A 26,259-nucleotide genomic window follows, 5' to 3' on the forward strand; every position below is an offset into this window, starting at 1 on the left:
CTCTACTCCTCCAGTGTCTTAGAGGACTTTTTGTGAGCGATAATAAAAAATACCAGCCCGATAAAAAGCATTGCCGCAATATTTGGGATAAACAGAGGCCATATATCCCCTGCCAGAAAGACTGTCTGGATACAGGCGATATAATATTTCACCGCCAGTACATAAGTTAAGAGCTGGATAACATAAGGCATGGAGTCAATCTCAAACAGGAAGCCTGATAGCAGATAGGCAGGAAGAAATGCCGACATCAATGCCAGTATAGAAGCCACAAACTGATTCTTTGCGACTGTAGAGATTAACAGCCCCTGGCCTAAAGCCGGAACCAGAAAACAGGACGAAAGCAGAAGAACCGCCCACCAGGATCCCACCAGCGGTACATCAAAGGCGTAAGTCGCCAGCAAGACACAAATCACTGTTGCAATTAAACCCAGTCCAAAATAGGGGATCAGCTTGCCGATAAGGATTTCGTTAACCTGGGCAGGGGTAGAAATCAACGCCTCCATTGTGCCTTTCTCCCACTCCCTTGCAATAACCAGAGCGGTTAACAGGGTGCCTATCATGGTCATCACTATGCCGATGGCGCCTGGGATCAGAAACCGTTTACTTTCCACTTCCGGGTTAAACCAGACACGGTTTTCCACATTAATACTCTGCCCCTGAATATCTGACAGGGTTTGCTGAGCCCATAACATGGCGACGTTCTGAGAATAATTGGCAACAAAGTTGGCGGTATTGGGCTGAGAGGCATCGGTAATAATCTGGATCAGATTGCTTCTCTCTCCCGATGCAATTCTTTGTGAAAAATTATCGGGGATAATCACCACACCATTGAGTTTTCCCGAAGCCACTTTTTCCTGAGCCTGCCGCAGGTCACGTACCGGCTCAACGATAAAATAACGGGTCCGGCTAAAGGCAGAGGAGAGAGACTCAGACCAGGAGGAGTTGTCCTGCTTCACCACCGCAATGGGAAGCTGCTTAATATCCAGAGAAACTGCAGTTGCAAACAGAACCAGCAGCACCACGGGAAGAATAAAGGCGATAACAATGGCCGATGGGTCACGGATCACCTGCAGTGACTCTTTAACGATTAACGCTCTGACGCGTTTTAGACTGAATGTGCCGGCCATATCACTCGTCCTCATTTTCAATCAGCTTAATGAAGGCTTGCTCCATTGTCGGATCCGGATTATCCGGGGTACTCCAGCGGCGTTTAAGGTTATCCGGACTGTCCAACGCAATTAGCTTCGAGCGGTACATCAGGGCAATCCGGTCGCAATATTCCGCCTCGTCCATAAAGTGAGTGGTGACCATTACCGTCATGCCTTTGGCGACAAAGCCGTTAATATGAGTCCAGAATTCACGCCGGGTGATGGGGTCCACCCCGGACGTAGGCTCATCCAGAAACAGCACCTTTGGACGGTGCATGACCGCACAGGCCAGAGCCAATCTCTGCTTGTAACCAAGCGATAGATCATCCGGGTTGGCATTAAGGTAAGGCTGCAGACGGAAGGTCTCAATCATGTCCTGAATCCGCTGCTTTTTCACTTTACCGGTCAGGCCGTACACTCCGGCGGAAAAGTCCAGGTTCTGCTTAACCGAAAGCAGGTTATAAAGTGAGAACTTTTGCGCCATATAGCCCAGTTGCATTTTTGCCTGAGTGGACGCGCTTGCCAGATTCACACCCGCCACTCTGGCGCTTCCCGAGCTGACCGAAAGCAGGCCGCACAGCATTTTAAATGTGGTCGACTTACCCGCACCATTGGGCCCGAGCAGGCCAAAAACCTCTCCGCGCTGAACTGAAAAGGAGACGCTGTCGGTGGCCTTAAAATGACCAAACTGTTTGGTTAGCTCGGTGCATTCCACCACGTTTTGCAGTTCATTACTGATCTGCTCCATCTTCTCCGCCAGGTCTGATCGCCCGGACGGAGCCCCGCCCAGCAGATCTATAAAGGCATCTTCAAACCTTGGCGGACACTCCACCACCTGCGCCTGCTCCTGCCCGGCAAACTGCTCCAGTTCCTGACGCTGCTCTGCACCGGAGAGCACCGCACGAATGGCCTGCCCCTGAATCACACCATCAGAGCTAAAAGGCATATCCAGAAGGTGGCGCAACACATCCCTGCGCCTGTCGTAGACATTGTTCAGCTTATAACTGCGGTGGGCAAGCCGCTCAGTCAGTACATCGGGTTTTCCTGAATAGAGCAGTGCTCCCTGATTCAGAAGCAGTACTTCATCACACTGTTCTACCTCATCCAGATAAGCGGTAGCCCAGACCACAGCCATCCCCTCATCAAGCAGTTGATCAACCATAGCCCATAAATCGCGACGGCTAAGAGGATCCACGCCAACGCCAGGCTCATCCAGCAGCAAAAGTCTTGGCCGGGCCATCAGGGCGCAGGCAAGCCCCAGTTTTTGCTTCATACCGCCGGACAGATTGCCCGCAAGCCTTTCGGTAAAAGGTTGCAGGCGGGTAAACTTAAGCAGCTCTGAAAAAAGGTCAGATTGCGCTCTGGTATCGATACCGCGAAGCTGAGCGTATAACTGCATATTTTCCATTACACTCAGATCTTCATACAGACCAAAACGCTGAGGCATATAGCCTATCTGCTCTGCCAGTTCGTCATGAAACTCAACAGAATCTTTTCCTACCACTTCGATAGAGCCTTCCCCGGGGTTCAGTAAGCCCGCAATCATCCGCATCAGGGTGGTTTTCCCGGCACCATCCGGGCCCACAAGCCCGGTAAGCACTCCCGAGCGAACCGAAGCTGAGACATCATCTAACACCTTGCTGCCGGAGAAAGATTTGCTGACATTGCAGATCCTTGCCACCACATTCTGACTGGTCATAACCAAAGCCTCACTGCAGAGAAATGGTAACGGGTTGCCCCTGATTTAATCCTCTGTCGTCGCCGTGAACCACTATCCGGATGCGGTAAACAAGGCTGGTTCTCAACTCAGGTGTCTCTACCGATTTCGGGGTGAATTCTGCCTTAGGTGAAATATAGCCAATTTGTCCCTCGAAGGTCTGCTGACCGGAATCGGTATAAATCGTCACGGTATCACCGGAAGCAATTTGTCCCAGCATGGTCTCCGCAACGTAAGCACGGACATAAGTAGGGTTTCTTAAAGACAGGGAAATCACAGGACTTCCCGCACTCACCATTGAGCCGGGTTCCAGAATGCGGGTAAGCACAATTCCGTTTTCAGGCGCATAGAGTTTTGTGTCCTGCAAAGCGGTCTCTTTGATTGCAAGCTCTGCCCTGGCGACATCCACTTCCTGGCGGGCAATGGCGATGGTTTCCGCTTTTGTTCCTTCCTCCAGCAGAGACAGGCGCTGCTTAGCTGCGGCCAGTGCGGCACCGGTTTCACTGTAGCGGGCCTGGGCATTGTCCAGATTATCGGCACTGGTTGATCCGGTTTTGATCAAATCTTTCTGACGGTTGTACTGGTACCCTGCGTTTTTTAACGTAGCGGTAAGCTGAATCACTTCCTGTCTTGCACATTCAACTTCCTGCTCACGCGGGCCCTTTATCAAATCAGCGAGCTTTGCTTCTGCAACCAGCAGCTGGGCCCTGGCAAGATCAACCTGTCTCTGAAAAGGAATATCGTCAATCTCGGCAAGTAAATCCCCTTTTTCAACCTGCGCACCATCTTCAACATACATATGTTCAATACGCCCGGACTGACGAAAGGCCGGTTTGACTTCCCGGATATCGATATTGCCATAAATGACACTCTCATCATTCCGGGGCATATAATAATTGCTGTAGCCATACCAGCTTCCGGCAGCAATAATAACCAGTACAAGTGGGATTAGTTTCTTGCTCATAGCCGATTTACCTGCAAAGTTACTGACGAATTATTTAACTCTTCTAAGATAACTTTAGGTGTTTATCGGAATAACATCATTGATTTTTAAGAAAAATAATTATTCAGGAAAACCGCTCCTGAATAATTTGAAAAATATGGGGCAAGGTTTAATACCTATCTTTCATAGACCTCTACGCAGTTCTTTCCATTACGTTTCGCTGAGTAAAGCGCTTTATCTGCATTGCTAAGAAGCTTATCAAGAATAAAGTTTTCATCGGGAATCGTGACCGCTAACCCAATGCTGGAGGTCACCTTTACTGATTTGTCATTGACAATAAACGGACTTGAGCTGACAGATTGTAATATTTCAGCCGCTTTTTTTCTTGCTGCTTCTGTATCAACCTCAGGCAGAAAAATAACAAACTCTTCTCCTCCAAACCGGGCAAATATATCGGAATCCGTAAGCTGAGAATTAATGCGCTCAGTGAACTCTTTCAGAATAGAATCACCCACCAGATGACCATAGCTGTCATTCACTTGCTTAAAGTTATCTAAATCGGTGTAAATAATGGAAACCGGCTGATTCTTATCCTTTGCAGCCTGCAGGTAAGATTCAACATGATTAAAGAAGTAGCGCCTGTTTCCGATTTGAGTAAGCGGATCTTTAAGAGCCTGCTCTTCCAGTTTGCGGGACTGTTCCATAAGTTTGCTATTGGATTCCTGCAACTCTATGGTGCGCTCAGAAATAACCTTCTCAAGACCTTCATTAATCGTTGCTAACGCTTCTTTAGCCTTAATAAGGGGAGTCATTTCCCTCGCAATCCCAAAGATCCGGGTTTTACCGTCAGCAGAATTAAGGACAGGGATAATCATGGTATTCCAGTGCCTGGTTTTACCATGAAGTAAAAAAGTTTCGTCGTAGGTGTGGGGAATGTTTTCTGCAAGACACTTCCGGTAACGAAAATCGACACTTGCGTGAATGGCATCATCCAGCAGTTCTTTTAACTTTTTTCCTTTATATTCATTACCCATCTCGAAATTACGGATCTGAGCGGGATTAAGATCCTCTATTGAGAACTCATCGTCCTCATCAAGAACCATGATAAAAATATTGTCATCCGAGTGCTGCCAAAAGTGTTCCAGTATGCTCATTTTACCGGCATGTATAGATGACTCGTAACTTAAGTCTGGTGATTCATCACTCATAAAACCGCTCATATCTTCCCTGATACCCAGACCAAAATAATAGTACTATTACTGCTTTCCGCCAAAGGTAATATTGCTGATTTTTGATTCGAAACATATTTCATCCGATCCATATTCAAAGTTGACGCCTCACAACCTATTCGGCTAAGGTTTTGTGCGGTAGATATTTGATAGAAAGGATGAATTGATGAAGTCTCACCTGACATTTTATGACTTTGAATCTAATGAATTATCTGATTGTGGTCAGGTTCTGAACATTGAGCTTTCAAATCACGGACTGGACTGGCCGGGAGTCATAATAGAAAAAGGCAATTCACCGCATTTTTATCCAACCAATGTTTATACGCCCTATTTCTATTTTGCTCTGGCGCTGGATCAGGATCTCAACTGGAGCGCAGAAAGAGATGGCAGCCTGACATCGTTAAAAACCAGTCCGGGAAATATCTGGATCAACCCGCCGAAAACCCCCTTTACCCACGACATTTCAGAGCCCTGTTACTTTGTTATTCTGGCCGTGGAAGAGAAAGAGTTTCTGGCTAACTGCCCACTCAACCTTGAGGGGAAAGAGCTTCAGTTTCTGAATAACTACAATGTGCTGGACGAAACAATTAAAGGAATCATTGAACTGTTTTTATTAGAAACACAGGCGAAAGGCCGGAACGGAAAGGCGTATTTAAGAAATATGTTGTCCCTGCTGGCAACCCATTACATTCAGAACTATTCCAACTACTTCGACCTGCAGGATGTTCAGCTCTCTTCGTCCAAGTTTGACCAGGGGCAGGTTGATAAAATCGACCAATACATCAGCGACAACATCGGCAAACATATCTCGGTGGAAGATCTCGCAGACCTGCTAAGATGCAGTAAGTTTTACTTCCTGAGAGAGTTTAAAAAACTGGTTGGCGTTACGCCCTATCAATATCTGATGAATAAACGGCTGGATCAGGCCAAAGCTCTGCTATCTTCAGACAAAGTTAACATTGCTTCCGTGGGACACGAGCTAGGCTTTAATGACCAGTCCCATTTTACAAGGGCGTTCAAAAGCCGATTCGGAATGACACCAGGACAGTATATAAAACAGTCCGGTGCTTAACCATATTCCCCGGGATTCGGGGTTTTCAACCCGCCCGGCTGGCGCTTTTAGCAAGCTTCAGCCCAGCGGTTCATATCCACATCTGTGACATTATCATTGATAACGGAGATAAACGGCAGCAGCTCCAGCGAATGATAAGAGTTAAATCCATAGTCAGTCACAACTGCACTGCCCTGAACCACACACTTTCCGCCCATACTTACGATGAAGCTCTCAACCATCATCGCTGATGATTCACAATAGGTCTCAATTTTATACACACTGCTCATACTTCTTGCTCTACTACATCTAATTACTGCTTTTTATTTGTAATACAATATATATACAAACTCAGGTTAGAATTCCAGCACTAATTATGAAAACTGTCACTTTCTGTACAATTAATAACCATCTTTTCAGTTTTGAGACAATCTTTGCATAACCAGGAACAACTCTGTTAAGCCACATCAGGCAAACTATGCTGAATTCTTTCATGTGCTCTTATCAGGGCATTGAAATTATTACTCATTCTTTCAATACCCCCCCTATACTGAGCCATTCTCTGATCTAAATCGTTACTGTGCTCCCCAAGAGACCTTAGCTTATGTGAAAATTCCTGCAATTCGGCTCTGCGTTGATTAATCTGTTCCACAGCTGTGCTGACATTGTCGTAAACCACATCCATTGCCTGTTTTGATTCGTCAGCATTTAAGGTAAGTACGTCCACCCTCTGTTCAATGCTGGTCGTAGAAGCGTGAGTTCTGCCTGCAAGCGTCCGCACTTCATCGGCAACAACCGCAAATCCACGTCCTTGTTCCCCCGCTCTGGCAGCTTCAATCGCAGCGTTCAGCGCCAGCAGGTTAGTTTGATCTGAAATGCTGTTAATTTCCTGGGTCAGGCCATTAATCTTGTCAACACCTTCACTCAGATTGATGACCATCTGCCGGGAGTCAGTGATGTGTTCAGCATCCGCCATTGTGCCTTCTTCCATTTTATCCAGCGCTTCGATGCAACTTAAAATATCCAAATCCAATGCTGCAACCTTGTCTGAAATAGCACAAGATCTCCCAGCAGAATAATCCGCAAAGGTGTCCAGATCTTCAGATAGCCTTGCAACAATATCTGAAACCAGTACAGATAACTCACGAACACTCCCGCTCAGAGATTCTTTTAGCTCATCCCGTTGGATCTGACTATCATGCCGCTCAGAAATAACCGCAAGCTCTGCTTCATTGAGTCTTTTAGCCAGTTTCTCAACCAGAGCTTTACCTTCGGTAATACTTGCTACACTTTCTGCCGTAACCAGATCATCAACAAGCAGGCCGGAAAGGCGATTATTAAAGTCTTTTATTGGCTGAACATAGCAAAGATGAATCAGCCCCAGATTGGTCACTGATAATAAGAGAATAAAAACTAGATCTCCATAATAAAATATTTCATCAAAGTAGTTATCGGTTAATAAAAATAGAAAAATAAATGTTAGATTAATTATAATTATTTTATTAAACGTACTCATAATTACCACCTGATACTTATTCTTAAAAAGTATTTTTCAATTAACTCATAATACTCCTCATAACTGAGCCAATTGTTGATAAAAGTAGCAACTATCTTTTCCTGATTTCCCATACATAAAAACTCACTTCCCATAAAAAAAACGGCTTATAACAGCCGTTTTTTTATCGAAAATGATTTATCAGGTACGGTTTCCAAAATAAACCGTACATGCGTAAAACACCACTCCGGCAAAAATTACGCCCATCATCCAAATATCTGTCTGATCCATTATTCTTCTCCTTCAGTATTTGTGCCGATTATTTTTGAAACCACCACAGAAATAACAATCACTGTAAAAATTAATCCTGCTGAGTGTAAAAACAGTTCTGCTGCAAAATTCATTATATTTCTCCTTAGTACGAAGTCGCTGGCTGAGGCTTACTGAATTTCGCAGGTTCAGCATCCGAGGAAAGCGAAAGTAATACTACCGTCATTATCAGTGCTACCGCTGCGGTAATGTGCGCATTGGCCAATGGCGCTGTTGAAGGGAATGCATCCACAATCATTTGCTTAACCGGACGGATAGTCCACGCCAGGTTACATGCCCAGGATACCAGCAGTGTTGCTGTTGCCGCTTTTGCATTACGCTTCCAGAACAGACCCGCAACTGTTACGAAGAACAGTGGAGCAAGCCATGCAAACAACCAGTTGATAGCAGGTACAATCGCAGGCTGGTTGAAGAAGGTCAGCACTGCACCAACGATACCGAAGATAAGGATCATACGCTGCATAGTGCGCTTCTCTTCAACAGGTGTCATATCCGTCTTAGAGTTAGCCTGAATAATGTCCTTAGTAAAGATGGTTGCCGGAGCCAGTACCGTCATAGCGTAAGTAGACAGCAATGCGCCCATAAAGCCAGCCTGAAGCAGAACGACCAGCCAGGTTGGAAGCAGTTTAACCACCAGTGTTGCACCCGCCAGCTTAGGACCAAGCTCTGCAAACTCAGGAATTGTCGCAGCCGCAAGGCCAACCAGTACCGGGAATACACCGAACAAACCATTGATTGGCGCGGCAATCCAGATGGAGCGACGGATAACCTTTTCGTTCTTGGCTGACATTGCCGCAGCCATACCCTGCTGGTTAACTGACTGAGAAAATACCACTGAGAAAATAGTTGCCACACCAAAGCCAAACAGCAGATCAGGTGTACCAAAGATGCTTAGCTTGAATTCAGTTCCATTGTCCACGTAGAACTGTTTAACACCTTCCCAACCCTCCGGCAGAGCGAATGCTAGATAGAAGCCTGCGATAATAATCGAACCGTACATCACCACTGCGTTAACCAGGTTAACCCACATGGTTTGCTTGATACCGCCCATGGTTACATAAGCCAGACCAAGAATCGCACCGACGATAACAGATACAGGAAGAGACCAGCCACTGGATGCGGAAAGTGCGATACCCAAAGCTTGTGTTTCCAGAGAAACCAGTCCGAACACAACCATACCACCCACACAGGCTGTCAGGTTGCGCATCTGTTTACCAAACATATCACCCTGAAGTTCAGGGATTGTGGCACAGCCAAGGCGACGCACCCAGCGGCCGGTACCCAGACAGATTACACACATTAGAATGGTATGAGCAAAACAGAACCAGAGTGCTACCGCACCCATGCCAAACGACATTTCCATTAAGCCATATACGTGAGCAGAACCAAGGTAAGTAATTGCCAATGTAACGGAGAACATTGCCATATTGGCATCTGCACCACCGCGCGCCATATCTGTTACTGTACCCGCTGCTTTATCTTTTTGATTTAAATACCATCCAATACCACCGATAACGACGACATTGTAGATAAGTACCATTAGTAGTACGGAGTTCATATTCCGTCCCCCTGTTTCACATGTTATTTAATTATTGAGTTGAATACCTATTGGACTAAGTAGATATTGCATTACTACTAAATATAAAAAATGGAACTAAATCACCCTTCAAAATATATCCTATTCCATCAGCGGGAACCCACTTCCCGCCAAAAAAACAACCGTAAATACAACCAGATAGAAACAGAGGGCGTCAGTATAATTACTGACGCCCTCTGCTTATCTAAACTTTTTCTAAACTAGTTTTAACTTGTCGCTTTAAATTCATTTACCTGCTCCCTGTGGTTCGCCAGGAAAAAGTCTTTAAATGATTTAACACAGTGCGTCATAAATCGCTGAGGCAGGTAATAAATATTTAAATACCAGTCATCAGTTTCATATTCATCTAATAATGTCACCAGGCTTCCATCCTGAATATGTTTCTGCACAACAAATTCCGGTAAATAAGTAATACCGGTAGAATGAAGTGCTGCGGATAACATTACCTTAGCATCAGACACTTCTATGGATTTCACAATCCGGATTGGAACCGCTTCACCGTTTTGTTTATAGACCCACTGGTTCTGATTTTGCAGTGCTTTTGAATAGAGGCAACGGTGATTAACCAGATCCTGTGGAACCAGAGGTTCACCATTTTTTTTGATGTACTCAGGAGAAGCGACGGTTATAAACTTTTGGGTAAGAAGATTTCGACGAACCAGTAGCAGTTCTGAATCTTTGTTTGCCGCATAACCTGCAACGGCAGAGATAATAAAATCGTGGTCCTTGTAGTAATCCATCCCCCTTGGGGTCATGGTTAACTGAATATTCACCAGCGGATTATCTTCAATAAATTCGCTGATAATAGGCAGCACCACTTTTTCGGCATAGATAGGCGTACAGCAAACCTTGATATTACCGCGGGTTTCGGTGGTGAACCCGGTAAGCTCATTAATCATCAGATGAATATCATCTGTGATTTCCGAGAATTTGCTGTAAAGGAAAGAACCGGCTTCCGTCAGTCTTTCATTCGGGTTATTTCTTTGATACAGGCTAATGCCCAGTTCTTCTTCCAGGTCGCTTAACCAACGGGAACCGGTACTGGTTGAAATTCCCATGGTTTCCGCTGCTTTAGTAATTGAGCCGGCATTAATCAACTCGATAAAAAACAGCATGCGAACCAACTGCTGAGGATCTATAACCTGAGACCCATTTAAGCTAGCTGTGTTTTTTAATTCCTCGTCCAACATAACAACATCTCAAACTTCGTATTATTATTCAGGCATTGTATTACAGATCACGTTCTGTAATTAGCTGACAAATGTATTACTGAGACCTGAGGCAATAAAAATGGGAGTGATGCCATCGCAAAACTCCCAAAAACGTTGAACCAGATCTATTAAGGCAGAAAAGGTTTATTACTCGTAGCTTTTCCAGCTTGGGAAGTTCGACTTATTCAGATTCAGGATCTGACGAGCTTCATCCGGAGTTGCAATTTCAAGGTCGTTGCACTCAAGCATACGCTTAGTACGCTCAACAAACTCAACGTTAGACTTAGCTAATTGACCGCGACGGTAGTAAACGTTGTCTTCCATACCCACACGGATATGACCGCCAAGTGCGATACATGCGTTGATGATCGGAAGGTGACCACGGCCGATACCCAGACCACCCCAGGTAAAGTTATCACCCCAGTGACGACGTACTTCATCAAGCATCTGAAGAAGAATATGAACTTCAGCCGGAGAACCACCCGGTGCGCCCAATACAAACTGGAAGTGAGGACGGATGAATGGGTTATGCGCTTCAGGCTCACCCGCTTCGCGTGCTTTCGCATTCGCCTTTTCAATCGAGTTGCGGTAGAACAGCACGTTGTGAATCATACCGATATCGAAGATTTCGATTTCAGGAGTAACGCCAACCAGAGGCATCTCTTTAGCCAGTTTGCCCAGGAACACAGGTGTATTTTCAAATACTGTTGTGTGTGCCCAGTTCATTGTACCTGCATCGAAGGTTGCGATTTCAGGGCGAAGCTCCTGGAATGGCAGCATACGGATTTCATCTTCGATACCCAGACCACCGGAAGTAGTCAGGTTGATTACGATGTCACATTCAGCTTCACGAACATAGTTCACAGTTTCCTGAAACTTAGCGATATCCATAGTGGCGTTTTGATTATCATCACGTACATGAATATGAGCAATCGATGCACCTGCAGCATGACACGCAATGATTTCATCTGCTTCTTCACGTGGCGTTACCGGCACATCAGGGAACATATCTTTCTTTGGCCAGGCACCAGTACAAGCAACGGTAAGAATACGTTTATTTGCAAGAGACATAATTATTTTCCTCTTATTTTTGATGCGCCATCAGCGGGAAAACCCTGAATCCGGCGCGAATTTATCTAAGCCATATTCCCTGAGGAACAAGCCTGAAATGTATAAATCGGATTACTATTCGTGAGGTTAAGACGCTTTAAGCGCGCTCAATAACCACTGCACAAGCCTGTCCGCCACCGATACAGAGAGTTGCCAGACCGTAACGCTGTTCACGCTTGGTAAGCTCATGAACCAGAGTAACCAGAATACGTGCGCCGGATGCACCGATTGGGTGACCAAGAGCAATCGCACCGCCGTTTACATTTGTGATTGCAGGATCAAGATCCAGACCTTTACACACTGAAAGTGCCTGTGATGCAAAAGCTTCGTTTGCTTCAACCAGATCCATATCTGCCACGTCCAGTCCGGCGATTTTCAGTGCCTTCTCGGTAGCAGGAACCGGAGCGTAACCCATGATTTCTGGATCAACACCGGCAGCAGCCTGAGAAACAAAAGTTGCCAAAGGTTTCAGGCCCAGTTTATCTGCTTTTTCTCGGCTCATCAGTACAAGAGCTGCCGCACCATCGTTCAGACCGGAAGCATTCGCTGCCGTTACCGTGCCACTGCCATCGCGAATAAACGCAGGACGAGGTCTTGCAACGCTTTCCATTGTCGCGCCAAACTTAGGGAACTCATCGGTATCAACCACAACGTCACCCTTACGGCCAGGAATGGTGTGCGGAGCAATTTCATCTTTAAATCGGCCGGAAGTTACCGCAGCTTCGGCGCGGTTTTGCGACTGAACGGCAAACGCATCCTGCTCTTCGCGGGAGATTTCATATTTCTTAGCAAGATTCTCAGCCGTGATACCCATATGGAAACCACCGAAAGCATCCGTCAGACCATCATTCAGCATGGTGTCAGTAAGCTGAGAGTGACCCATTTTTACGCCGTTTCTGTGTGACTGCAGCACATGCCCTGCATTGGACATAGACTCCATACCACCGGCAACAACGATTTCAGCTTCACCCAGACGAATCTGGTTTACGCCGTCCATCACCGCCTTCAGGCCAGAGCCACACACCATAGAAACCACATTCGCGGTTCTTTCATTCGGGATACCGGCAAACTTAGCAACCTGACGCGCAGGGTTCTGACCAAGACCACCAGACAGCACGTTACCAAGAACAACATTATCTACCTGCTCAGGTGTGATGCCCGCTTCTTCAATCGCAGCCTTAACTGCCGTGACACCCAGATCAATTGCGGAAACATTCGCGTAAGCACCAAGATAGGCGCCAATCGCTGTACGTTTCGCGCTGACTATTACTACTTCTTTCATCATCGAAGCCTCAAAATGTAGGTAAAAAATGATTCCACCACCCTAATTCAGGTAGGTAGGTGAGACTTGGGAAGTCGGATGGTGGAATCAAACTTAATTAGGTATTAGTGGTCACCATATGGGTATACGCGATCCGGTACTTCGTTCACCTGATCTTCATCGATAACCGCCATCAGACGTGACATAGAGCCGTCACCACAGTACAGGTTCAGTGGAACACCAATGATGGTGCAACGCTTACCAGCAATTTTCGCTACATTACCGCCAACGTTTTCCCAGCCTACTTTACCGTTACCAAGAAGCAGCTTGTGACATGGTTCCCATACGCCGTTACACATGCCTTTCTCTTCAACCAGGCCGTACAGCTCCTGATACGCTTCTTCACCGTGGATCTCTTTGTACAGGTCACGGTCAAAGTGAGCGAACTCTTCGATACCGAATTTCTCGATATACTCGTGACGCAGAGGAAGGCCGGAATAACCTTCAAGCCCCATAGACAGACGTCCAGCCAGCTTTTCACCGATAGAAGTATGCAGCGGATGGTCAAGAGCCTGCTGGTCAACACCAAGCGCCTTGATATCGTGCTTCATGCACCAGTGACCAACAGATGCACCCACACCAGTTGCGTAGTGGTAGTACTGCTTGCTGTCGTCCCACTGCTCTGCCATACCTGTGTAGATGATAACGATCATGTCTTTCAGCTCTTCATGAGTCACACCGGTTTTCGCCAGTGCTTCATCCATGTGCTCAGCCTTAATCAGAGTCCACTGCTCAAGGTGAGAAAGGTCCAGACATACTGCATCACCACAGTAAGCTTCCAGATCCATCTCGTGAGTGTAGCGGGCACGACGGCCATCAAACTCAGTTTCGATAACGTGACGAGGTGAGTCCGCGTGAGTACCACAGTGCATTGGCATCTTGAAGAACTGAGTCAGTACGCCAGACTTAGCCAGACCGTGTGCACGGGTAATTTCAGGCTGAGGGAAGTAAGGCCACTGTGGCGACTGTGAGCCTACCGGGTGTGAAAGATCGACAATTACTTTGCCGGCAAAAAAGTTATGGTTCTTGTTAGTCATTGTGACTATCTCCAGATGATTAGCTTTATTCTGAGCGACCCTGGTTTCTAATCCTGGCCGCTCAGTTATTGTTAAATTAGTTTTCCAGTGAACGACGGTACTTCGTCTGATCAATCAGATATTTAAATAAACCGTCTTTAGAGGCTGCAGTCTGCTCGGGCGTCCAGTTCTGGAAGCCTTCACCAGTCTTAAAGCCTGATTTTCCGTCTTCTACCAGCTTCTTCAGCGTTGTACTTGGTTCAATTCCTGAGTACAGGTGCTGGAACATATAATCATGAATGTTCAGGCTAAGCTCAGTTGAAACCATGTCTGCATTTTCAAACGGAGCCAGTTGAGGAATACGGAAACCGAAAGAGTTCTTGATGCACTCATCAATGGTTTTCGGATCAGCGATACCTTCGTCCGCCATGTAGAAAGCTTCACGCCACAGAGCATGTTGAAGGCGGTTTGCCAAAAAGCCCGGAACGTCTTTCTTACACTCAGCCGGAGCCTTGCCACAGTCAGTCAGCAAATCCATCGCAGCCTGAATTACGTCATCTGCACTGTCTTTTGTGCGGATCACTTCCACAAGCGGAATAAGTACCGCCGGGTTCCAGAAGTGCATACCGATAACACGGTCTTTCTTCTCAACAGCCTCTGCAATTTCAGTAATCGACTTCACTGAAGTACCGGAAGCAAAGATACAGTCCGGACGAGCATGCGCTTCCATTTCACGGAAGGTATCGTGCTTGATATCCATCACTTCAGGAACCGATTCAAAGATAAGATCCGCATCTGCATAGGCTTCAATCGCATCAGCTGTGATAGAGATTCGGTCCAGAATTGCATCTTTCTTATCCGCATCCATCAGGCCTTCGCGGATAAACATATCCAGCTGAGGAGCCATATCTTCCGTCGCGCTGCAGTTAGCCACGTTACGGGTTTTGATGGTTACATTGCGGCCGCCACCAGCGAAGATCTGAGCAATACCAACGCCCATCATGCCCGAGCCACCAACAATGGTTATATTTTTAATATCGTTATGATTCATAGTATTTTCCTGTTTCTGCCCAGGCAATTAACCTGCAGTGCAACCGCCGTCCACGTAGATAATCTGACCGTTGATAAAGTCCGATGCCGGAGATGAAAGGAACATAACCAGACCAATCATATCTTTAGTTTCAGCAACGCGGCCCATTGGCAGACGAGCCAGGAATGGAGCGATACGGGCAGGATCTTCACAGATTTCCTGAGTCAGAGGAGACTTGATAAGAGTCGGTGCAATGGCGTTCACATTGATAGTGAAGCCTTCTTTCACACCCTTGATAGACCATTCGGTGGACATCTGCTTGGTCAGTGAGTCAACCGCAGCCTTAGAAGCAGAGTAAGCAGTGTAACCATCAGGGTGACCACAGAAACCGCGAACACTTGATGTGTTTACAATCTTACCGTGTCCCTGTTTCATAAAGTACTTACCAAATACCTGACAAGGAACCAGAGTACCGGTTACGTTTACGTTCAGTACCTGGTTAAATTTATCAACCGGCATCTCTTCTGCAGGAGCACGGAACGCCATGCCCGCGTTGTTTACCAGAACATCGATACGTCCATACATTTCATGAACCTTATCTACGATAGCCTGCTGTGCTTCAACGTCTGTCACGTCACCAGTGATTGCCGTACATTCACCACCAACTTCAGCCACAGATTTTACTGTCTCTTCCAGTGTTTCAAGACGACGCGCCGTCACGATAACTTTTGCGCCGTGCAGAGCAAATGCCTGTGCATAAGCCGCACCAAGCGTACCGTTACCACCGGTAATTACCGCAACCTTGTCTTTCAGGTCAAAGCAGTTTGTCGCGAAGTTGTTGTCCCAGGTAGATGTCATAACCATTTTGATATTTCCTTAACTAAAATTTGTTTATGCTGCTGTAATTGTGACCAGTACTTTTGCCTGGCTACCGCCGCTAACCCATAGCTTGCGCTTTTCGTTTGGCAGCATAGAAATTGAAGAACTCTCACCAACAACGAACTGTTCACCGGCTTCATTTTCAACCGTGATTTCGCCTTCAAGAACAAAGTAGCTTTTCTCTGTTTCAGCACCGAATGTACCTGCGCCGTACTGCCACTCAGCACCACCGTCTGCTTCAAAAGTTGACAGACCCTGCCAGAATTTTTTCAGGCCGGTCTCTTCGCCCTGAATTTTCACGCAGGTTACGCCAAAGTGACCCGGTGGCTGATATTCATTCACGTCCTGGATTTTTGTAAGTTTCATTATTCTTCTCCGAATGTTTTTATTTCTTGTGGAACAATCAGTTCGGTACCTGTCTTCTGAAGTACTTCTTCAACTGTGGTGTTATAAGCCACTTCTTTCAGTACCAGACCTTCAGCTGTAGGTTGGATAACGGCCAGCTCAGTAACGATTAAATCAACACAATTAGTCGCTGTGAGAGGAAGGGTGCAGTTATCCAGAATCTTTGGTTCGCCTTTTTTGTTGCAGTGAGTCATCATGATGATCACTTTCTTGGCGCCGTTCACCAGATCCATAGCGCCGCCCATACCGGCTACCATTTTTCCGGGAATCATGTAGTTCGCCAGATTACCCTTGCGATCCACTTCCATGGCGCCCAGCACAGTTGCGTCAACATGTCCGCCACGGATCAGGCTGAATGAAAGTGTTGAATCAAAATAGCCGGCACCTTCAGTTGCGGTGACCGGTGTGCCGCCTGCATTGGTCAGATCCCAGTCTTCTTCACCTTCAGCCGGCGTTGAATCCAGACCGACCATGCCATTCTCAGACTGAAATACAATGTGCTTTTCCTTAGGAACAAAGTCTGCAACAGAAGTTGGCATGCCAATGCCCAGGTTCACCAGATCGCCGATATTCAGTTCTTCGGCAACGCGTTTTGCGATTAAATCTTTCATCGACATCTGCCTTACCTCACAATGTAATCAACTAGAACAGAAGGAAGAGTGAAAAAGTTGGGATCAACTTTATCCGGCTCGTAGATTTCATCAGGTTCAACTAAAACCAGTTCAGCAGCAGTCGCCATAACCGGGTTAAAGTTCGCTGTGGTTTTGTTAAACATGGTATTGCCGTACACATCGGTAACGGTTGATTTGAGAAGCGCAACGTCTGCTTTAAGCGGCTCTTCCAGCAGGAACTCCTCTCCTGCAACAGTGACCTTCTGCTTGCCTTCTTCCACCAGAGTGCTAAGACCTGTTTTGGTAAGCACTCCACCAAGACCGGCACCGGCAGCGCGAATTTGTTCTGCCAGCGTGCCCTGAGGAATCAGGTCGACTTCCATGTCACCGGAGTTCATTTTCTCACCTGCGATACGGTTCAGGCCTATGTGAGAGGCGATAAGTTTCGAAACCTGGCCATTCTCGATCAATTTCCCTACGCCTTTCTCTGGTAATCCCGCATCATTACAGATGATGGTAAGGTCTTTAACACCGGACTCTGCAATGGCATTCACCAGGCTTTCTGGTGTGCCAATTGTCATGAACCCACCAACCATTACGGTCATCCCATCTTTTAGTTTGGATGCCGCTTGTTGGGGAGTTATAATCTCTTTCTTAAGCATCGTTGAACGTCTCTTTACCGTCTAAGTGGGCCCAACTTTACTCCTTATAGAATTTTCCAGAACAGCATAAATGAAAGGACGTCTTTCATCGGTGAAAGGTATTGTTTGAGAAATATCACAGAAATGGGGGTTTTATGTACGAGTTCACAAAACCCATGCGCCATATTCCACCAATGAAACGGAGGTGTTTCACTGGCGCAAAATTATTTTTGATTTAAGAAGAGAATTTAGTAGCTTTGAGAGGAATTGAAGTGATTAAAAAGCCATCAAGCTTAAATAGGTATTGATTGATGGCTGATTTAAAAATCAAACCGGATAGTCGTAATAGCCCATCTGCTCAGAGATGGTTCTGCCTGCATCGTGAAGCAGTTTTACATAATAAGACTTACGCTTTTCATCAAAACGTATAGTCGGGAATGAGATAGACAGGCCATAAATAATATTACCAAAGCGGTCATAGACTGGCGCACCGATACAGTACACGCCCAACTCCTGCTCTTCATTATCTTCCGCGTAATGCTGCATCTTCACGGTTTCCAGTTCCGCCAGCAGTTGCTCTACGTTTTCCAGAGTCTTATTGGTACTTTTTACAAACTCAACTTCTGCCAGCGCATCACGCACAAACTCTTCGGAGCGGCCTGACAGAAGAACTTTACCTATCGCGGTGCTATACAAAGGGTTACGACGGCCAATTCTTGAATACATACGCAGACTGTAGCTGGAGTCGATTTTATGGATATAGATAATCGAGCCCTCATCCAGAGCACCAAGATGCACGGTTTCTCTGGTCTGCTCTGAGATGTAACGCATCTGCTTTTCAACCAGCTCAACGACATCCACATACTCCAGTGACTTTGAGCCCAGCTCAAACATCTTCAGGGTAAGCGCGTATTTATCTGCTTCATCCTCCTGAGCCACATAGCCCAGAGATTTCATGGTCTGCAGAAAGCGGTAGGTGGTTGCTTTTGAGGTCATTAACCGCTGTGACAGCTCTGAGACACCAATCTCTTTTTGCTGACCCAGAGCTTCAAGAATACTGAAAACCTTTAATACTGACGATACTGCTTCCGGCTGTGTAGACTTTGCCATGACTTAACCTTATTCGTATAACGTCCCATCATTATAACCAACTGAATTTATGAAACTAGTAATTTCAAAACCGCTTTTTAAAATTAGGAAAACACAAATGTATGAATAAGGGTCTGGGTTGTCTGATTCTTAAACTTAAGCATACCAACACTTCACCATCTAACCAGCTCACATTTTTAACATCTGATTCACGCCGAGCGTGTTTTTTTGGCTAAAGTTATTGGGTTAGGGTGGAATGTTTATCTGTTTGTGAGAATTTCTCAGCGGATTGTCACCAAATTGTACAACCTGTGTAGATTTCGCATGTATTTGATGCAAAATTAAAGAAAACACAACATCAAATACTATTTGTATCGATTATTAGTTTCCATTAAGGTGTTCTTGAAACCGATTACAAATTAACAATAATTAAACATATAAATGTAGTTTCATAGGGCTAGATTTTACAACATCAGTAGGTAGTTTATGGGTAAGGGATATTACGCATATATTCAGTTTATTTTAGCAATTCTTATTCTATTCAATTTTACATTACTCACCGGACTTCCTTCTGTCGTCTTGTGGGGAACGGGTCTGCTGCTTCTTGCTTTAAATTTTGCTGTAGCGATTAAAGCTCAAAGCCAGACCGGAAAGTTACTCAAGCAACAAAACCAGGATCAAAAAGAACTCGAAACGCTAAGAGATAAAACAGACAAAATTCAGCAGCAGCTTAACGATACCTACAATATCTTCAGCCAGATAGCCCCTATCTGGCAGCGTCAGTTACAAACCTGTTCAGAGCAGATGGACGAAAACATCGGCGTTCTGACCGAGAAGTTTGCCTCACTGACAACAGAGATGAATCAGGTAACCCAAGCCTCAAACTTCGGCGATGAAGGCAATGTGCTGCATAACGATGAGAGTGATCGTCAGCGCCTGGAAAACATCTCTGAGAAGTTTATGCAGATCGAAAACTCCAATAGCCAGTTGGCCTCCCGCATCAATAACCTGACCCAGTACACCTCTGAGCTTGAGTCCATGGCCAGCAACGTTGGCGATATCGCCGACCAGACCAGCCTGCTTGCTCTTAACGCAGCAATAGAAGCGGCGCGTGCCGGTGAGTCCGGAAGAGGCTTTGCCGTGGTTGCAGATGAAGTGCGCAAGCTTTCTTCCCAGTCAGGCGAAACCGGTTCTCATATTATCGAAAAGATGTCCGAGGTAGGTAATACCGTGCAGGAACTGTCCGGCGTATCTGACCAGACAAGCCAGTCGATCACCGACGCGATAAGTTCCAGTCAGGAAGTGATCGAAGGAGTTATCGGCCACCTGACCGTTCGCTCAGACAAACTGAGGGCTGAAGGTAACACATTGCTTCAACTGAGCCAGCAGACTCAGGCAGAAATCGAAGACATGCTGGTTGCTTTCCAGTTCCAGGACCGGATCAGCCAGATTATTGCTCAGGTTATCGGCAGCATGGATCAGATGTCCGCTCTGTCTCAGGAAAGATATGAAAAACGGAATTCAGGAGAAGTGCTGGAACCATTGGATATAGAAAATCTGATAGAAGAGATGAAGCAGGACTATGTGACCTCTGAACAATTTAAAAACCATAGTGGTGACGGTTCAGGCCGTGACGGCCAGGAAGCCGCAGCGTCCTCAATCTCATTTTTCTGATTAATTAATGTAAGGAGTCATTAAGTGTCAAAGAACATTTTAGTTGTTGATGATTCAGCCTCTATCCGCCACGTGGTTGGCGTTGCACTTCGCGGTGCAGGTTATAACGTCCTTGAAGGGAAAGATGGAAAAGATGCACTGACCAAACTGGATGGCACAAAAATCCATCTGATCATCAGTGACGTTAACATGCCTAACATGGACGGTATCACCTTCCTGAAGGCGGTACGGGCAAACCCGCGCTATAAGTTCACCCCGGTCATTATGCTTACTACCGAATCGGGCCAGGCAAAAATGGCCGAAGGTAAAGCGGCGGGAGCAAAAGCATGGGTGGTTAAACCCTTCCAGCCAAAACAGATGCTGGATGCCGTAGCTAAATTAATTCTGCCTTAATTAAGGCCTGAATATTCCCCTGATAAAAACAATCCGTTAGTGGCTAGGTTGTGGGAGTACAAGAATGGGAATGGTTGCAAAAAAGAAAAATGAAACGCTGAAATTCCAGATGGATAGCGAAATGACTATCTATAACGCAGCCGAATTGAAAGAAGAGCTGTATAAAAAATGGAATAAGGTGACGGAAATTGAGCTGAACCTTTCTCAGGTTGATGAGCTCGACTGCGCAGGAATCCAGATCCTGCTGCAACTCAAATATGACAGCGAACGCTTCGGCAAGCAGATACGCTTTGTCGAGCACAGCCCGGCGATTATCGAAGCGCTGGAAATGCTGAATCTTATCGGTCACTTTGGTGATCCGGTTGTTCTTTCTGCTGAAAAACCGGAGGCATAACCATGAGTGACGAAGCTAAACAGATATTTGTCCAGGAATCGGAAGAGCTGCTCCAGGAAATGGAAGATGCCCTGCTGATGATGGAAGAAGATCCGGAAGACTCGGAACACCTGAACAGTGTTTTCCGTGCCATGCACACCATCAAAGGCTCTGGCGGCATCTTCGGCTTTGACTATATTGTCACCTTTACCCATCCGGTCGAAACCGAGCTGGATAAAGCCCGTTCAGGTGAACGCCCGGTGGATCAGGATCTCATCGCCCTGCTGCTGAAATGTAAAGACCACGCCGCTGCACTGGTGGATTTTGCCTCTCAGGCAGACACAGGTTCTAAGCTTCCCGATGAGCTGGAGCAGAACGGCCAGGCGCTTATCGCCGAAATCAGTGCCGAACAAACCGGATTGACCCGTTCGGAAGCGGTTATTGTTTCTGCCGATTCAGAAACACCCTCAGTTGAAAAAATGTTTGAAGAAAGAGCATATGCCGACAAGCACTGGCTTATCGCTCTGGACTTTAAACCCGATACCTTCAGAAATGGCTTTGATCCCCTCTCCTTCCTGCGCTATCTGACCAACCTTGGTGAAATCATTGAGGTGATGACGTTGTACCGTATGGAAAGCAACGAAGATGAGGAGATGGATGCAGAAAGTTGTTATCTCTCTTTCCGCATTGCCTTTAACAGCTCTGCGACAAAAGCCGAAATACACGACGTATTTGAGTTTGTCGCCGACGACTGCGATATCAGGATACTTCCTCCGCAATCAAGACAGACAGAATATATTGCGCTGTTGCAAGAGGCTCCGGAAAACGAAACCCGTCCGTTAGGTGAGCTCTTGTGTCATATCGGCGCCCTTACGGAAACCGAACTGAATCTTGCCCTGGATCACCAAAGCGAAACCACCTCCGAGCAGGAAGAAGACAGAAAGCCACTGGGCAAAATCCTGGTTGAGCAGCAGGTAATCAATAAAAGCGTTGTCAAAGAAGCGCTGAAAAAACAGGAAACCATAAAGGAAAAAGTCAGCAAGGAAGCCCGCTCTATCCGGGTTGATGCCCAGAAGCTGGGACAGTTGATAAACCTTGTGGGTGAACTGGTGATTTCAAGCGCCTCTATGCGCACCAAAATCAGCAAACTTAATCTTCCTGAAGTCAATGATGCGGCCTCCAATATGGAACTTCTGGTTGAAGAGATCCGGGATAATGCCCTGCAACTGAGAATGGTCCAGATTGGCGAAACCTTCTCCCGCTTCAAACGTGTTGTCCGGGACGTAAGCCGGGAGCTGGGCAAAGAGATCAATCTGGAGATTAACGGCGGCGAAAGCGAGCTGGATAAATCCGTTATAGAAAAACTGAACGATCCCCTGACCCATCTTGTGCGTAACTCACTGGACCACGGTATTGAAATGCCGGAAGAACGTGTGGCAGCGGGCAAGCCTGCAAAAGGTGTCCTGACACTGAACGCCTATCATGACTCCGGGCATATTGTCGTGGAAGTTTTCGATGACGGTGCCGGGCTGGATGTGGAAAAAATACGCGCCAAAGCGGAAGCCAAAGGCATTGTTCAGCCTGATCAGGTACTAAGCCGTCAGGAAGAGCTGCAACTTATTTTTGAGCCGGGACTCAGCACCAAACAGGAAGCGTCTAACCTTTCAGGCCGTGGCGTAGGTATGGATGTGGTGAAGCGGAATATCGATTCACTGCGCGGCTCTATCGAGCTGGACAGTGAACGCGGCAAAGGCACACGAATAACCATCCGGCTACCGTTAACGCTTGCGATTATCGATGGCTTCCTGGTGGGCATTGAACAGGAGTCCTACATTATTCCGCTCAGCATGGTGCAGGAATGCATTGAGTTCGGAGCTGACCAGCTGCAGCAAAACAAGAATTACGTCAACTTCCGTGGCGAGGTAATGCCTTTTATTCATTTGCGCAGTTTCTTTGGTTTACCTTCAGCAGAGCCGGTGCAAAGGGAATCACTGGTTATCGTCCGCTTCGGCAGAGCCCGTGCCGCGCTTGTTGTTGATAACCTTCTGGGCGAACAACAGACGGTTATCAAGCCATTGGGCGCAGTATTCCAGAATTTGTCCGGTATCAGCGGAGCAACGGTTCTGGGCAGCGGCGACATCGCTCTGATTCTGAATATTCAGGAGCTTATAGAAAGGGCAGAGCAAGTTACCGGAATTGCAAACAAGCTTCCTGACAAGGCAGCAGAATTACCATTATATGAAAACTAACCACAAGGACTCTGGATCGTGACACAAGAACTAGCAACGTTAAATCAATCCACTGCAGTGTCCGCCGGGAGCAGCGTGACACAATACCTGACTTTTATGTGTTCAGGAGAGCGGTTGGCCGTTGAAATCCTCGACGTAAAAGAACTGATCGAGGTCACCAATATGACCCGTGTTCCCATGACGCCGGATTTTATCCGTGGTGTTATCAACCTCAGGGGCAGCGTCGTTCCTGTGGTGGATCTTTCCGCCCGTCTGGCCGGAAAAAAATGCTCACTGACCAAACGCAGTTCCATCGTTCTGGTCGAGGTCACTCAGGGCGAACATACCCAGACACTGGGAATGCTGGTCGATGAAGTGAGTGAAATCCTGGAGATAGAAGAAGGCAATATCCAGCCACCACCAAGTTTTGGCGCGAATATCCGCACTGACTTTATCCAGGCGATGGGCAATGTAAACGGCGAATTTATCATTCTGCTGGCAATAGACAAGGTACTTTCCGTAGAAGAGCTTTCTGCTCTGAATGAAATTGCCTCCTATGCGGGCGCAACCAATAACGAAACCAGCGAGCCACTTACAGGCATTAGCGTATAAATAAAGGGCAGTTCAAAAGCTGCTTAAGATTACAACATAGAAAAAACAACACAGTTGGAGTAGACACCTATGTTAAATAAACTAAGACTCGGCACACAGATTGGTCTGGGATATGGGGTTTTAATCATTCTATTGATTGCCGTCTCAGCATCATCTTACATCGGCCTTCAACACTCAGTTAAAGGCTTTAATGACTATCGCGAATTAGCCCGCGACGCTAACCTGGCCGGACGTGTTCAGGCCAATATGCTGATGGTTCGTCTGTTCGCAAAAGACTTCCTGATCAAGAACTCTGATAAATCCAAAGGCGATTTTGAAGAACGTTTTGCCCTGCTGAAAGAGCTGGTCGGTGATGCTGAAACGGATATTCAGAAGCCGGAAAGAGCGGAAAAGGTCGATCAGATCAACAATCTTATCGGCGGTTACTATACCAACTTTGAGCAGGTGACCGACCTGATTCAAAAGCATGATGAAGTGCTTTATGACAAACTTGGCCCTCTTGGCTCAGAAATGGCCAATGCGCTTGATGAAATCGCAACGACAGCCCATAACGAAGGCTATGACGAAGTCGCTTATTTTGCTTCCCGTGCCAGAGAAACCCTTCTGAACGGTCGTCTGTCTCTGGTCAAATATACTGATCAGAATCTGCAGAGCGATATGGATAATGCCCTTAAGGAACTGACAACAAATCTGGACGCCTTTTATGAAGACCTGGATCTGCAGATTGTCAATCCTGATCGAAAAGTGCTTCTGAACAAGTTCCAGAAAGCCAGAGAGCAGTATCTGGCAGGTGTTAAAACTATCCATGAGGTCACCGTTGAGCGTAACCGTATTATCCAGAGCGAACTGGACAGAATCGGTCCAATCGTTGCTGATGCCAGTGAAGAAGTAAAACTGTCAGTACAAAAAGATCAGGATATCCTTGGTCCTCAGGTAAAACAGGTTAATGAAAGAACCATTCAGACCGTTATCTGGGTTAGTGTCCTGGCTATCGTTGTCGGCATTGTTCTGGCTTACATCTTAGCCCGCATTATCCGTCGTCCGCTTGGTGGTGAACCACGCGAGATGGAAAATATTGCCCGCGATATCGCTGACGGCGACCTGACCATTAAGTTTAATGATCCGGACAAAGCCACAGGCGTATACGCCGCAATGATGGATATGACCAATGGCCTGAACGAAGTAATACAACAGGTTCGCTCTGGTTCAAACAACCTGAGTGCCGCTTCCCAGCAGGTAAATGCAACCGCGCAGGGCATCAGCCAGTCAGCCACTGAACAGGCATCCGGTGTTGAAGAGACCACAGCAGCTGTTGAACAGCTAAACGCTTCTGTGCAGCAGAACACTGAAAATGCCCGCGTAACCAACAATATGGCAACGACGGCAGCTCAGCAGGCAGAACAGGGCGGACAGGCCGTGGTTCAGACCGTTGAAGCAATGAAACAGATTGCGGACAAGATTGGCCTTATTGAAGATATCGCCTATAAAACCAACCTGCTTTCTCTGAACGCCGCTATCGAAGCCGCCCGTGCCGGTGAGCATGGTAAAGGCTTTACCGTGGTGGCCTCTGAGGTACGTAAGCTGGCTGAAAACAGCTCCACAACCGCGCAGGAAATCAATGAACTGGCGACACACAGTGTTGGCATTGCAGAAAACGCAGGCAACCTGATCGCTGAAATCGTTCCTAGCATCAAGAAGACCGCCGATCTTGTAGAAGAGATCACCGCATCTTCTGAAGAGCAGGCATCCGGTATCGCCCAGATCAATGAATCCATGGTGCAGTTGGATAAGGCAACTCAGCAGAATGCTTCCGCCTCTGAAGAGCTGGCTGCAACTGCAGAAGAGCTGAGCGGACAGGCAAGCCAGTTGATTCAGGCTGTCGCTTTCTTCAAGGTTCAGGACCTGATGCGGACAGGCAGTATCAATGCGCAGCCAATTGCTACCCCTGTCAATGCGAAAAAGGACAACTACGACAATCTGGATAACGCAGAGTTTGTAAACTTTTAATTGAAAAACAACAGCATAACCCTGAAGCTTCAGGGTTATGCTGCTCCAGATCTGACTTAGCTAAAACTCTGTCTCCGGTTTAAGGAGAACAGGACCGAAAAGGTCTATAATTAGAGGATAGGCTCTATTGGATCGACTCTGGGTAATAA

The 26,259-nt window shown here is 46.6% G+C and carries 24 protein-coding genes; 7 read left to right on the plus strand and 17 right to left on the minus strand.

Annotated features, from left to right (window positions below; genetic code table 11):
• Nucleotides 1-2 precede the first annotated feature (2 nt).
• The 4 genes from L3Q72_RS19270 to L3Q72_RS19285 form a co-directional block, all read right to left on the minus strand.
• Nucleotides 3-1,127: an ABC transporter permease gene (locus tag L3Q72_RS19270; protein ID WP_275132170.1), complete on the minus strand. Its 1,125-nt coding sequence runs from the start codon at nucleotides 1,125-1,127 to the stop codon at nucleotides 3-5.
• A gap of 1 nt (nucleotide 1,128) precedes the next feature.
• Complete coding sequence (locus L3Q72_RS19275; protein ID WP_275132171.1) at nucleotides 1,129-2,847, minus strand: ATP-binding cassette domain-containing protein; 1,719 nt, start codon at nucleotides 2,845-2,847, stop codon at nucleotides 1,129-1,131.
• A gap of 10 nt (nucleotides 2,848-2,857) precedes the next feature.
• The gene (locus L3Q72_RS19280; protein WP_275132172.1) at nucleotides 2,858-3,829 is read right to left on the minus strand and encodes an HlyD family efflux transporter periplasmic adaptor subunit; all 972 of its coding nucleotides are present in this window, start codon (nucleotides 3,827-3,829) and stop codon (nucleotides 2,858-2,860) included.
• Between the two features lie 155 nt (nucleotides 3,830-3,984).
• A complete protein-coding gene (locus tag L3Q72_RS19285; protein WP_275132173.1) occupies nucleotides 3,985-5,028 on the minus strand; it encodes a sensor domain-containing diguanylate cyclase in 1,044 nt (347 codons plus the stop codon).
• Between the two features lie 175 nt (nucleotides 5,029-5,203).
• On the opposite strand from L3Q72_RS19285, the gene L3Q72_RS19290 reads away from it, so the two are divergent.
• On the plus strand, nucleotides 5,204-6,109 hold the full coding sequence (locus L3Q72_RS19290) for an AraC family transcriptional regulator (protein ID WP_275132174.1): 906 nt from the start codon (nucleotides 5,204-5,206) through the stop codon (nucleotides 6,107-6,109).
• Nucleotides 6,110-6,156: 47 nt separating this feature from the next.
• On the opposite strand, the gene L3Q72_RS19295 is transcribed toward L3Q72_RS19290, so the two are convergent.
• The 13 genes from L3Q72_RS19295 to kdgR all read right to left on the minus strand — a co-directional run bounded on the left by L3Q72_RS19295 (nucleotide 6,157) and on the right by kdgR (nucleotide 18,844).
• On the minus strand, nucleotides 6,157-6,378 hold the full coding sequence (locus L3Q72_RS19295; protein WP_275132175.1) for a hypothetical protein: 222 nt from the start codon (nucleotides 6,376-6,378) through the stop codon (nucleotides 6,157-6,159).
• A 167-nt stretch (nucleotides 6,379-6,545) separates the two neighbouring features.
• Nucleotides 6,546-7,481: a methyl-accepting chemotaxis protein gene (locus L3Q72_RS19300; protein WP_275132176.1), complete on the minus strand. Its 936-nt coding sequence runs from the start codon at nucleotides 7,479-7,481 to the stop codon at nucleotides 6,546-6,548.
• A gap of 517 nt (nucleotides 7,482-7,998) precedes the next feature.
• Nucleotides 7,999-9,471 (minus strand): sodium:solute symporter family protein, encoded by a 1,473-nt coding sequence (locus L3Q72_RS19305; protein ID WP_275132177.1) that lies wholly within the window; start codon nucleotides 9,469-9,471, stop codon nucleotides 7,999-8,001.
• A 245-nt stretch (nucleotides 9,472-9,716) separates the two neighbouring features.
• Nucleotides 9,717-10,625 carry a LysR family transcriptional regulator gene (locus tag L3Q72_RS19310; RefSeq protein ID WP_275132178.1) on the minus strand — a complete coding sequence of 303 codons (909 nt, stop codon included), beginning with the start codon at nucleotides 10,623-10,625 and terminating at the stop codon, nucleotides 9,717-9,719.
• A 243-nt stretch (nucleotides 10,626-10,868) separates the two neighbouring features.
• Nucleotides 10,869-11,792 carry a 3-keto-5-aminohexanoate cleavage protein gene (locus L3Q72_RS19315; protein ID WP_275132179.1) on the minus strand — a complete coding sequence of 308 codons (924 nt, stop codon included), beginning with the start codon at nucleotides 11,790-11,792 and terminating at the stop codon, nucleotides 10,869-10,871.
• A gap of 136 nt (nucleotides 11,793-11,928) precedes the next feature.
• The gene (locus L3Q72_RS19320; RefSeq protein ID WP_275132180.1) at nucleotides 11,929-13,113 is read right to left on the minus strand and encodes an acetyl-CoA C-acetyltransferase; all 1,185 of its coding nucleotides are present in this window, start codon (nucleotides 13,111-13,113) and stop codon (nucleotides 11,929-11,931) included.
• Between the two features lie 104 nt (nucleotides 13,114-13,217).
• Nucleotides 13,218-14,189, minus strand: coding sequence for a cyclase family protein (locus tag L3Q72_RS19325; protein ID WP_275132181.1), 972 nt, complete (start codon nucleotides 14,187-14,189; stop codon nucleotides 13,218-13,220).
• A 76-nt stretch (nucleotides 14,190-14,265) separates the two neighbouring features.
• On the minus strand, nucleotides 14,266-15,219 hold the full coding sequence (locus L3Q72_RS19330) for a 3-hydroxyacyl-CoA dehydrogenase family protein (protein ID WP_275132182.1): 954 nt from the start codon (nucleotides 15,217-15,219) through the stop codon (nucleotides 14,266-14,268).
• 27 nt (nucleotides 15,220-15,246) lie between these two features.
• Entirely contained in the window at nucleotides 15,247-16,062 is an 816-nt protein-coding gene (locus tag L3Q72_RS19335) for an SDR family oxidoreductase (RefSeq protein WP_275132183.1), read from the minus strand.
• Nucleotides 16,063-16,089: 27 nt separating this feature from the next.
• Nucleotides 16,090-16,443: a hypothetical protein gene (locus tag L3Q72_RS19340; RefSeq protein ID WP_275132184.1), complete on the minus strand. Its 354-nt coding sequence runs from the start codon at nucleotides 16,441-16,443 to the stop codon at nucleotides 16,090-16,092.
• Entirely contained in the window at nucleotides 16,443-17,099 is a 657-nt protein-coding gene (locus tag L3Q72_RS19345) for a 3-oxoacid CoA-transferase subunit B (RefSeq protein ID WP_275132185.1), read from the minus strand. The genes L3Q72_RS19340 and L3Q72_RS19345 overlap by 1 nt, the downstream gene beginning before the upstream one ends.
• A gap of 5 nt (nucleotides 17,100-17,104) precedes the next feature.
• Complete coding sequence (locus tag L3Q72_RS19350) at nucleotides 17,105-17,755, minus strand: CoA transferase subunit A (protein ID WP_275132186.1); 651 nt, start codon at nucleotides 17,753-17,755, stop codon at nucleotides 17,105-17,107.
• A gap of 306 nt (nucleotides 17,756-18,061) precedes the next feature.
• Nucleotides 18,062-18,844: a DNA-binding transcriptional regulator KdgR gene (gene kdgR, locus L3Q72_RS19355; protein WP_275132187.1), complete on the minus strand. Its 783-nt coding sequence runs from the start codon at nucleotides 18,842-18,844 to the stop codon at nucleotides 18,062-18,064.
• 465 nt (nucleotides 18,845-19,309) lie between these two features.
• On the opposite strand from kdgR, the gene L3Q72_RS19360 reads away from it, so the two are divergent.
• From L3Q72_RS19360 to L3Q72_RS19385, 6 genes are all read left to right on the plus strand, one after another.
• Nucleotides 19,310-20,497: a methyl-accepting chemotaxis protein gene (locus tag L3Q72_RS19360; RefSeq protein ID WP_275132188.1), complete on the plus strand. Its 1,188-nt coding sequence runs from the start codon at nucleotides 19,310-19,312 to the stop codon at nucleotides 20,495-20,497.
• Between the two features lie 24 nt (nucleotides 20,498-20,521).
• Nucleotides 20,522-20,890: a response regulator gene (locus L3Q72_RS19365; protein ID WP_275132189.1), complete on the plus strand. Its 369-nt coding sequence runs from the start codon at nucleotides 20,522-20,524 to the stop codon at nucleotides 20,888-20,890.
• 64 nt (nucleotides 20,891-20,954) lie between these two features.
• Complete coding sequence (locus L3Q72_RS19370) at nucleotides 20,955-21,284, plus strand: STAS domain-containing protein (protein WP_275132190.1); 330 nt, start codon at nucleotides 20,955-20,957, stop codon at nucleotides 21,282-21,284.
• A gap of 2 nt (nucleotides 21,285-21,286) precedes the next feature.
• Nucleotides 21,287-23,512: a chemotaxis protein CheA gene (locus L3Q72_RS19375; protein ID WP_275132191.1), complete on the plus strand. Its 2,226-nt coding sequence runs from the start codon at nucleotides 21,287-21,289 to the stop codon at nucleotides 23,510-23,512.
• An 18-nt stretch (nucleotides 23,513-23,530) separates the two neighbouring features.
• A complete protein-coding gene (locus L3Q72_RS19380) occupies nucleotides 23,531-24,103 on the plus strand; it encodes a chemotaxis protein CheW (RefSeq protein ID WP_275132192.1) in 573 nt (190 codons plus the stop codon).
• A gap of 69 nt (nucleotides 24,104-24,172) precedes the next feature.
• Nucleotides 24,173-26,110 (plus strand): methyl-accepting chemotaxis protein, encoded by a 1,938-nt coding sequence (locus L3Q72_RS19385; protein ID WP_275132193.1) that lies wholly within the window; start codon nucleotides 24,173-24,175, stop codon nucleotides 26,108-26,110.
• The last annotated feature ends 149 nt before the right edge of the window (nucleotides 26,111-26,259 follow it).

Source organism: Vibrio sp. JC009 (assembly GCF_029016485.1).
In the GTDB taxonomy this organism is placed as follows: domain Bacteria; phylum Pseudomonadota; class Gammaproteobacteria; order Enterobacterales; family Vibrionaceae; genus Vibrio.

Bases quoted from the DNA above. Each gene is read 5' to 3' on its own strand.
- L3Q72_RS19270 (WP_275132170.1), bottom strand. From the start codon at position 1,127: ATGGCCGGCACATTCAGTCTAAAACGCGTCAGAGCGTTAATCGTTAAA.
- L3Q72_RS19275 (WP_275132171.1), bottom strand. From the start codon at position 2,847: ATGACCAGTCAGAATGTGGTGGCAAGGATCTGCAATGTCAGCAAATCT.
- L3Q72_RS19280 (WP_275132172.1), bottom strand. From the start codon at position 3,829: ATGAGCAAGAAACTAATCCCACTTGTACTGGTTATTATTGCTGCCGGA.
- L3Q72_RS19285 (WP_275132173.1), bottom strand. From the start codon at position 5,028: ATGAGCGGTTTTATGAGTGATGAATCACCAGACTTAAGTTACGAGTCA.
- L3Q72_RS19290 (WP_275132174.1), top strand. From the start codon at position 5,204: ATGAAGTCTCACCTGACATTTTATGACTTTGAATCTAATGAATTATCT.
- L3Q72_RS19295 (WP_275132175.1), bottom strand. From the start codon at position 6,378: ATGAGCAGTGTGTATAAAATTGAGACCTATTGTGAATCATCAGCGATG.
- L3Q72_RS19305 (WP_275132177.1), bottom strand. From the start codon at position 9,471: ATGAACTCCGTACTACTAATGGTACTTATCTACAATGTCGTCGTTATC.
- L3Q72_RS19310 (WP_275132178.1), bottom strand. From the start codon at position 10,625: ATGCTGTTTTTTATCGAGTTGATTAATGCCGGCTCAATTACTAAAGCA.
- L3Q72_RS19315 (WP_275132179.1), bottom strand. From the start codon at position 11,792: ATGTCTCTTGCAAATAAACGTATTCTTACCGTTGCTTGTACTGGTGCC.
- L3Q72_RS19320 (WP_275132180.1), bottom strand. From the start codon at position 13,113: ATGAAAGAAGTAGTAATAGTCAGCGCGAAACGTACAGCGATTGGCGCC.
- L3Q72_RS19325 (WP_275132181.1), bottom strand. From the start codon at position 14,189: ATGACTAACAAGAACCATAACTTTTTTGCCGGCAAAGTAATTGTCGAT.
- L3Q72_RS19330 (WP_275132182.1), bottom strand. From the start codon at position 15,219: ATGAATCATAACGATATTAAAAATATAACCATTGTTGGTGGCTCGGGC.
- L3Q72_RS19335 (WP_275132183.1), bottom strand. From the start codon at position 16,062: ATGGTTATGACATCTACCTGGGACAACAACTTCGCGACAAACTGCTTT.
- L3Q72_RS19340 (WP_275132184.1), bottom strand. From the start codon at position 16,443: ATGAAACTTACAAAAATCCAGGACGTGAATGAATATCAGCCACCGGGT.
- L3Q72_RS19345 (WP_275132185.1), bottom strand. From the start codon at position 17,099: ATGTCGATGAAAGATTTAATCGCAAAACGCGTTGCCGAAGAACTGAAT.
- L3Q72_RS19350 (WP_275132186.1), bottom strand. From the start codon at position 17,755: ATGCTTAAGAAAGAGATTATAACTCCCCAACAAGCGGCATCCAAACTA.
- kdgR (WP_275132187.1), bottom strand. From the start codon at position 18,844: ATGGCAAAGTCTACACAGCCGGAAGCAGTATCGTCAGTATTAAAGGTT.
- L3Q72_RS19360 (WP_275132188.1), top strand. From the start codon at position 19,310: ATGGGTAAGGGATATTACGCATATATTCAGTTTATTTTAGCAATTCTT.
- L3Q72_RS19370 (WP_275132190.1), top strand. From the start codon at position 20,955: ATGGGAATGGTTGCAAAAAAGAAAAATGAAACGCTGAAATTCCAGATG.
- L3Q72_RS19375 (WP_275132191.1), top strand. From the start codon at position 21,287: ATGAGTGACGAAGCTAAACAGATATTTGTCCAGGAATCGGAAGAGCTG.
- L3Q72_RS19385 (WP_275132193.1), top strand. From the start codon at position 24,173: ATGTTAAATAAACTAAGACTCGGCACACAGATTGGTCTGGGATATGGG.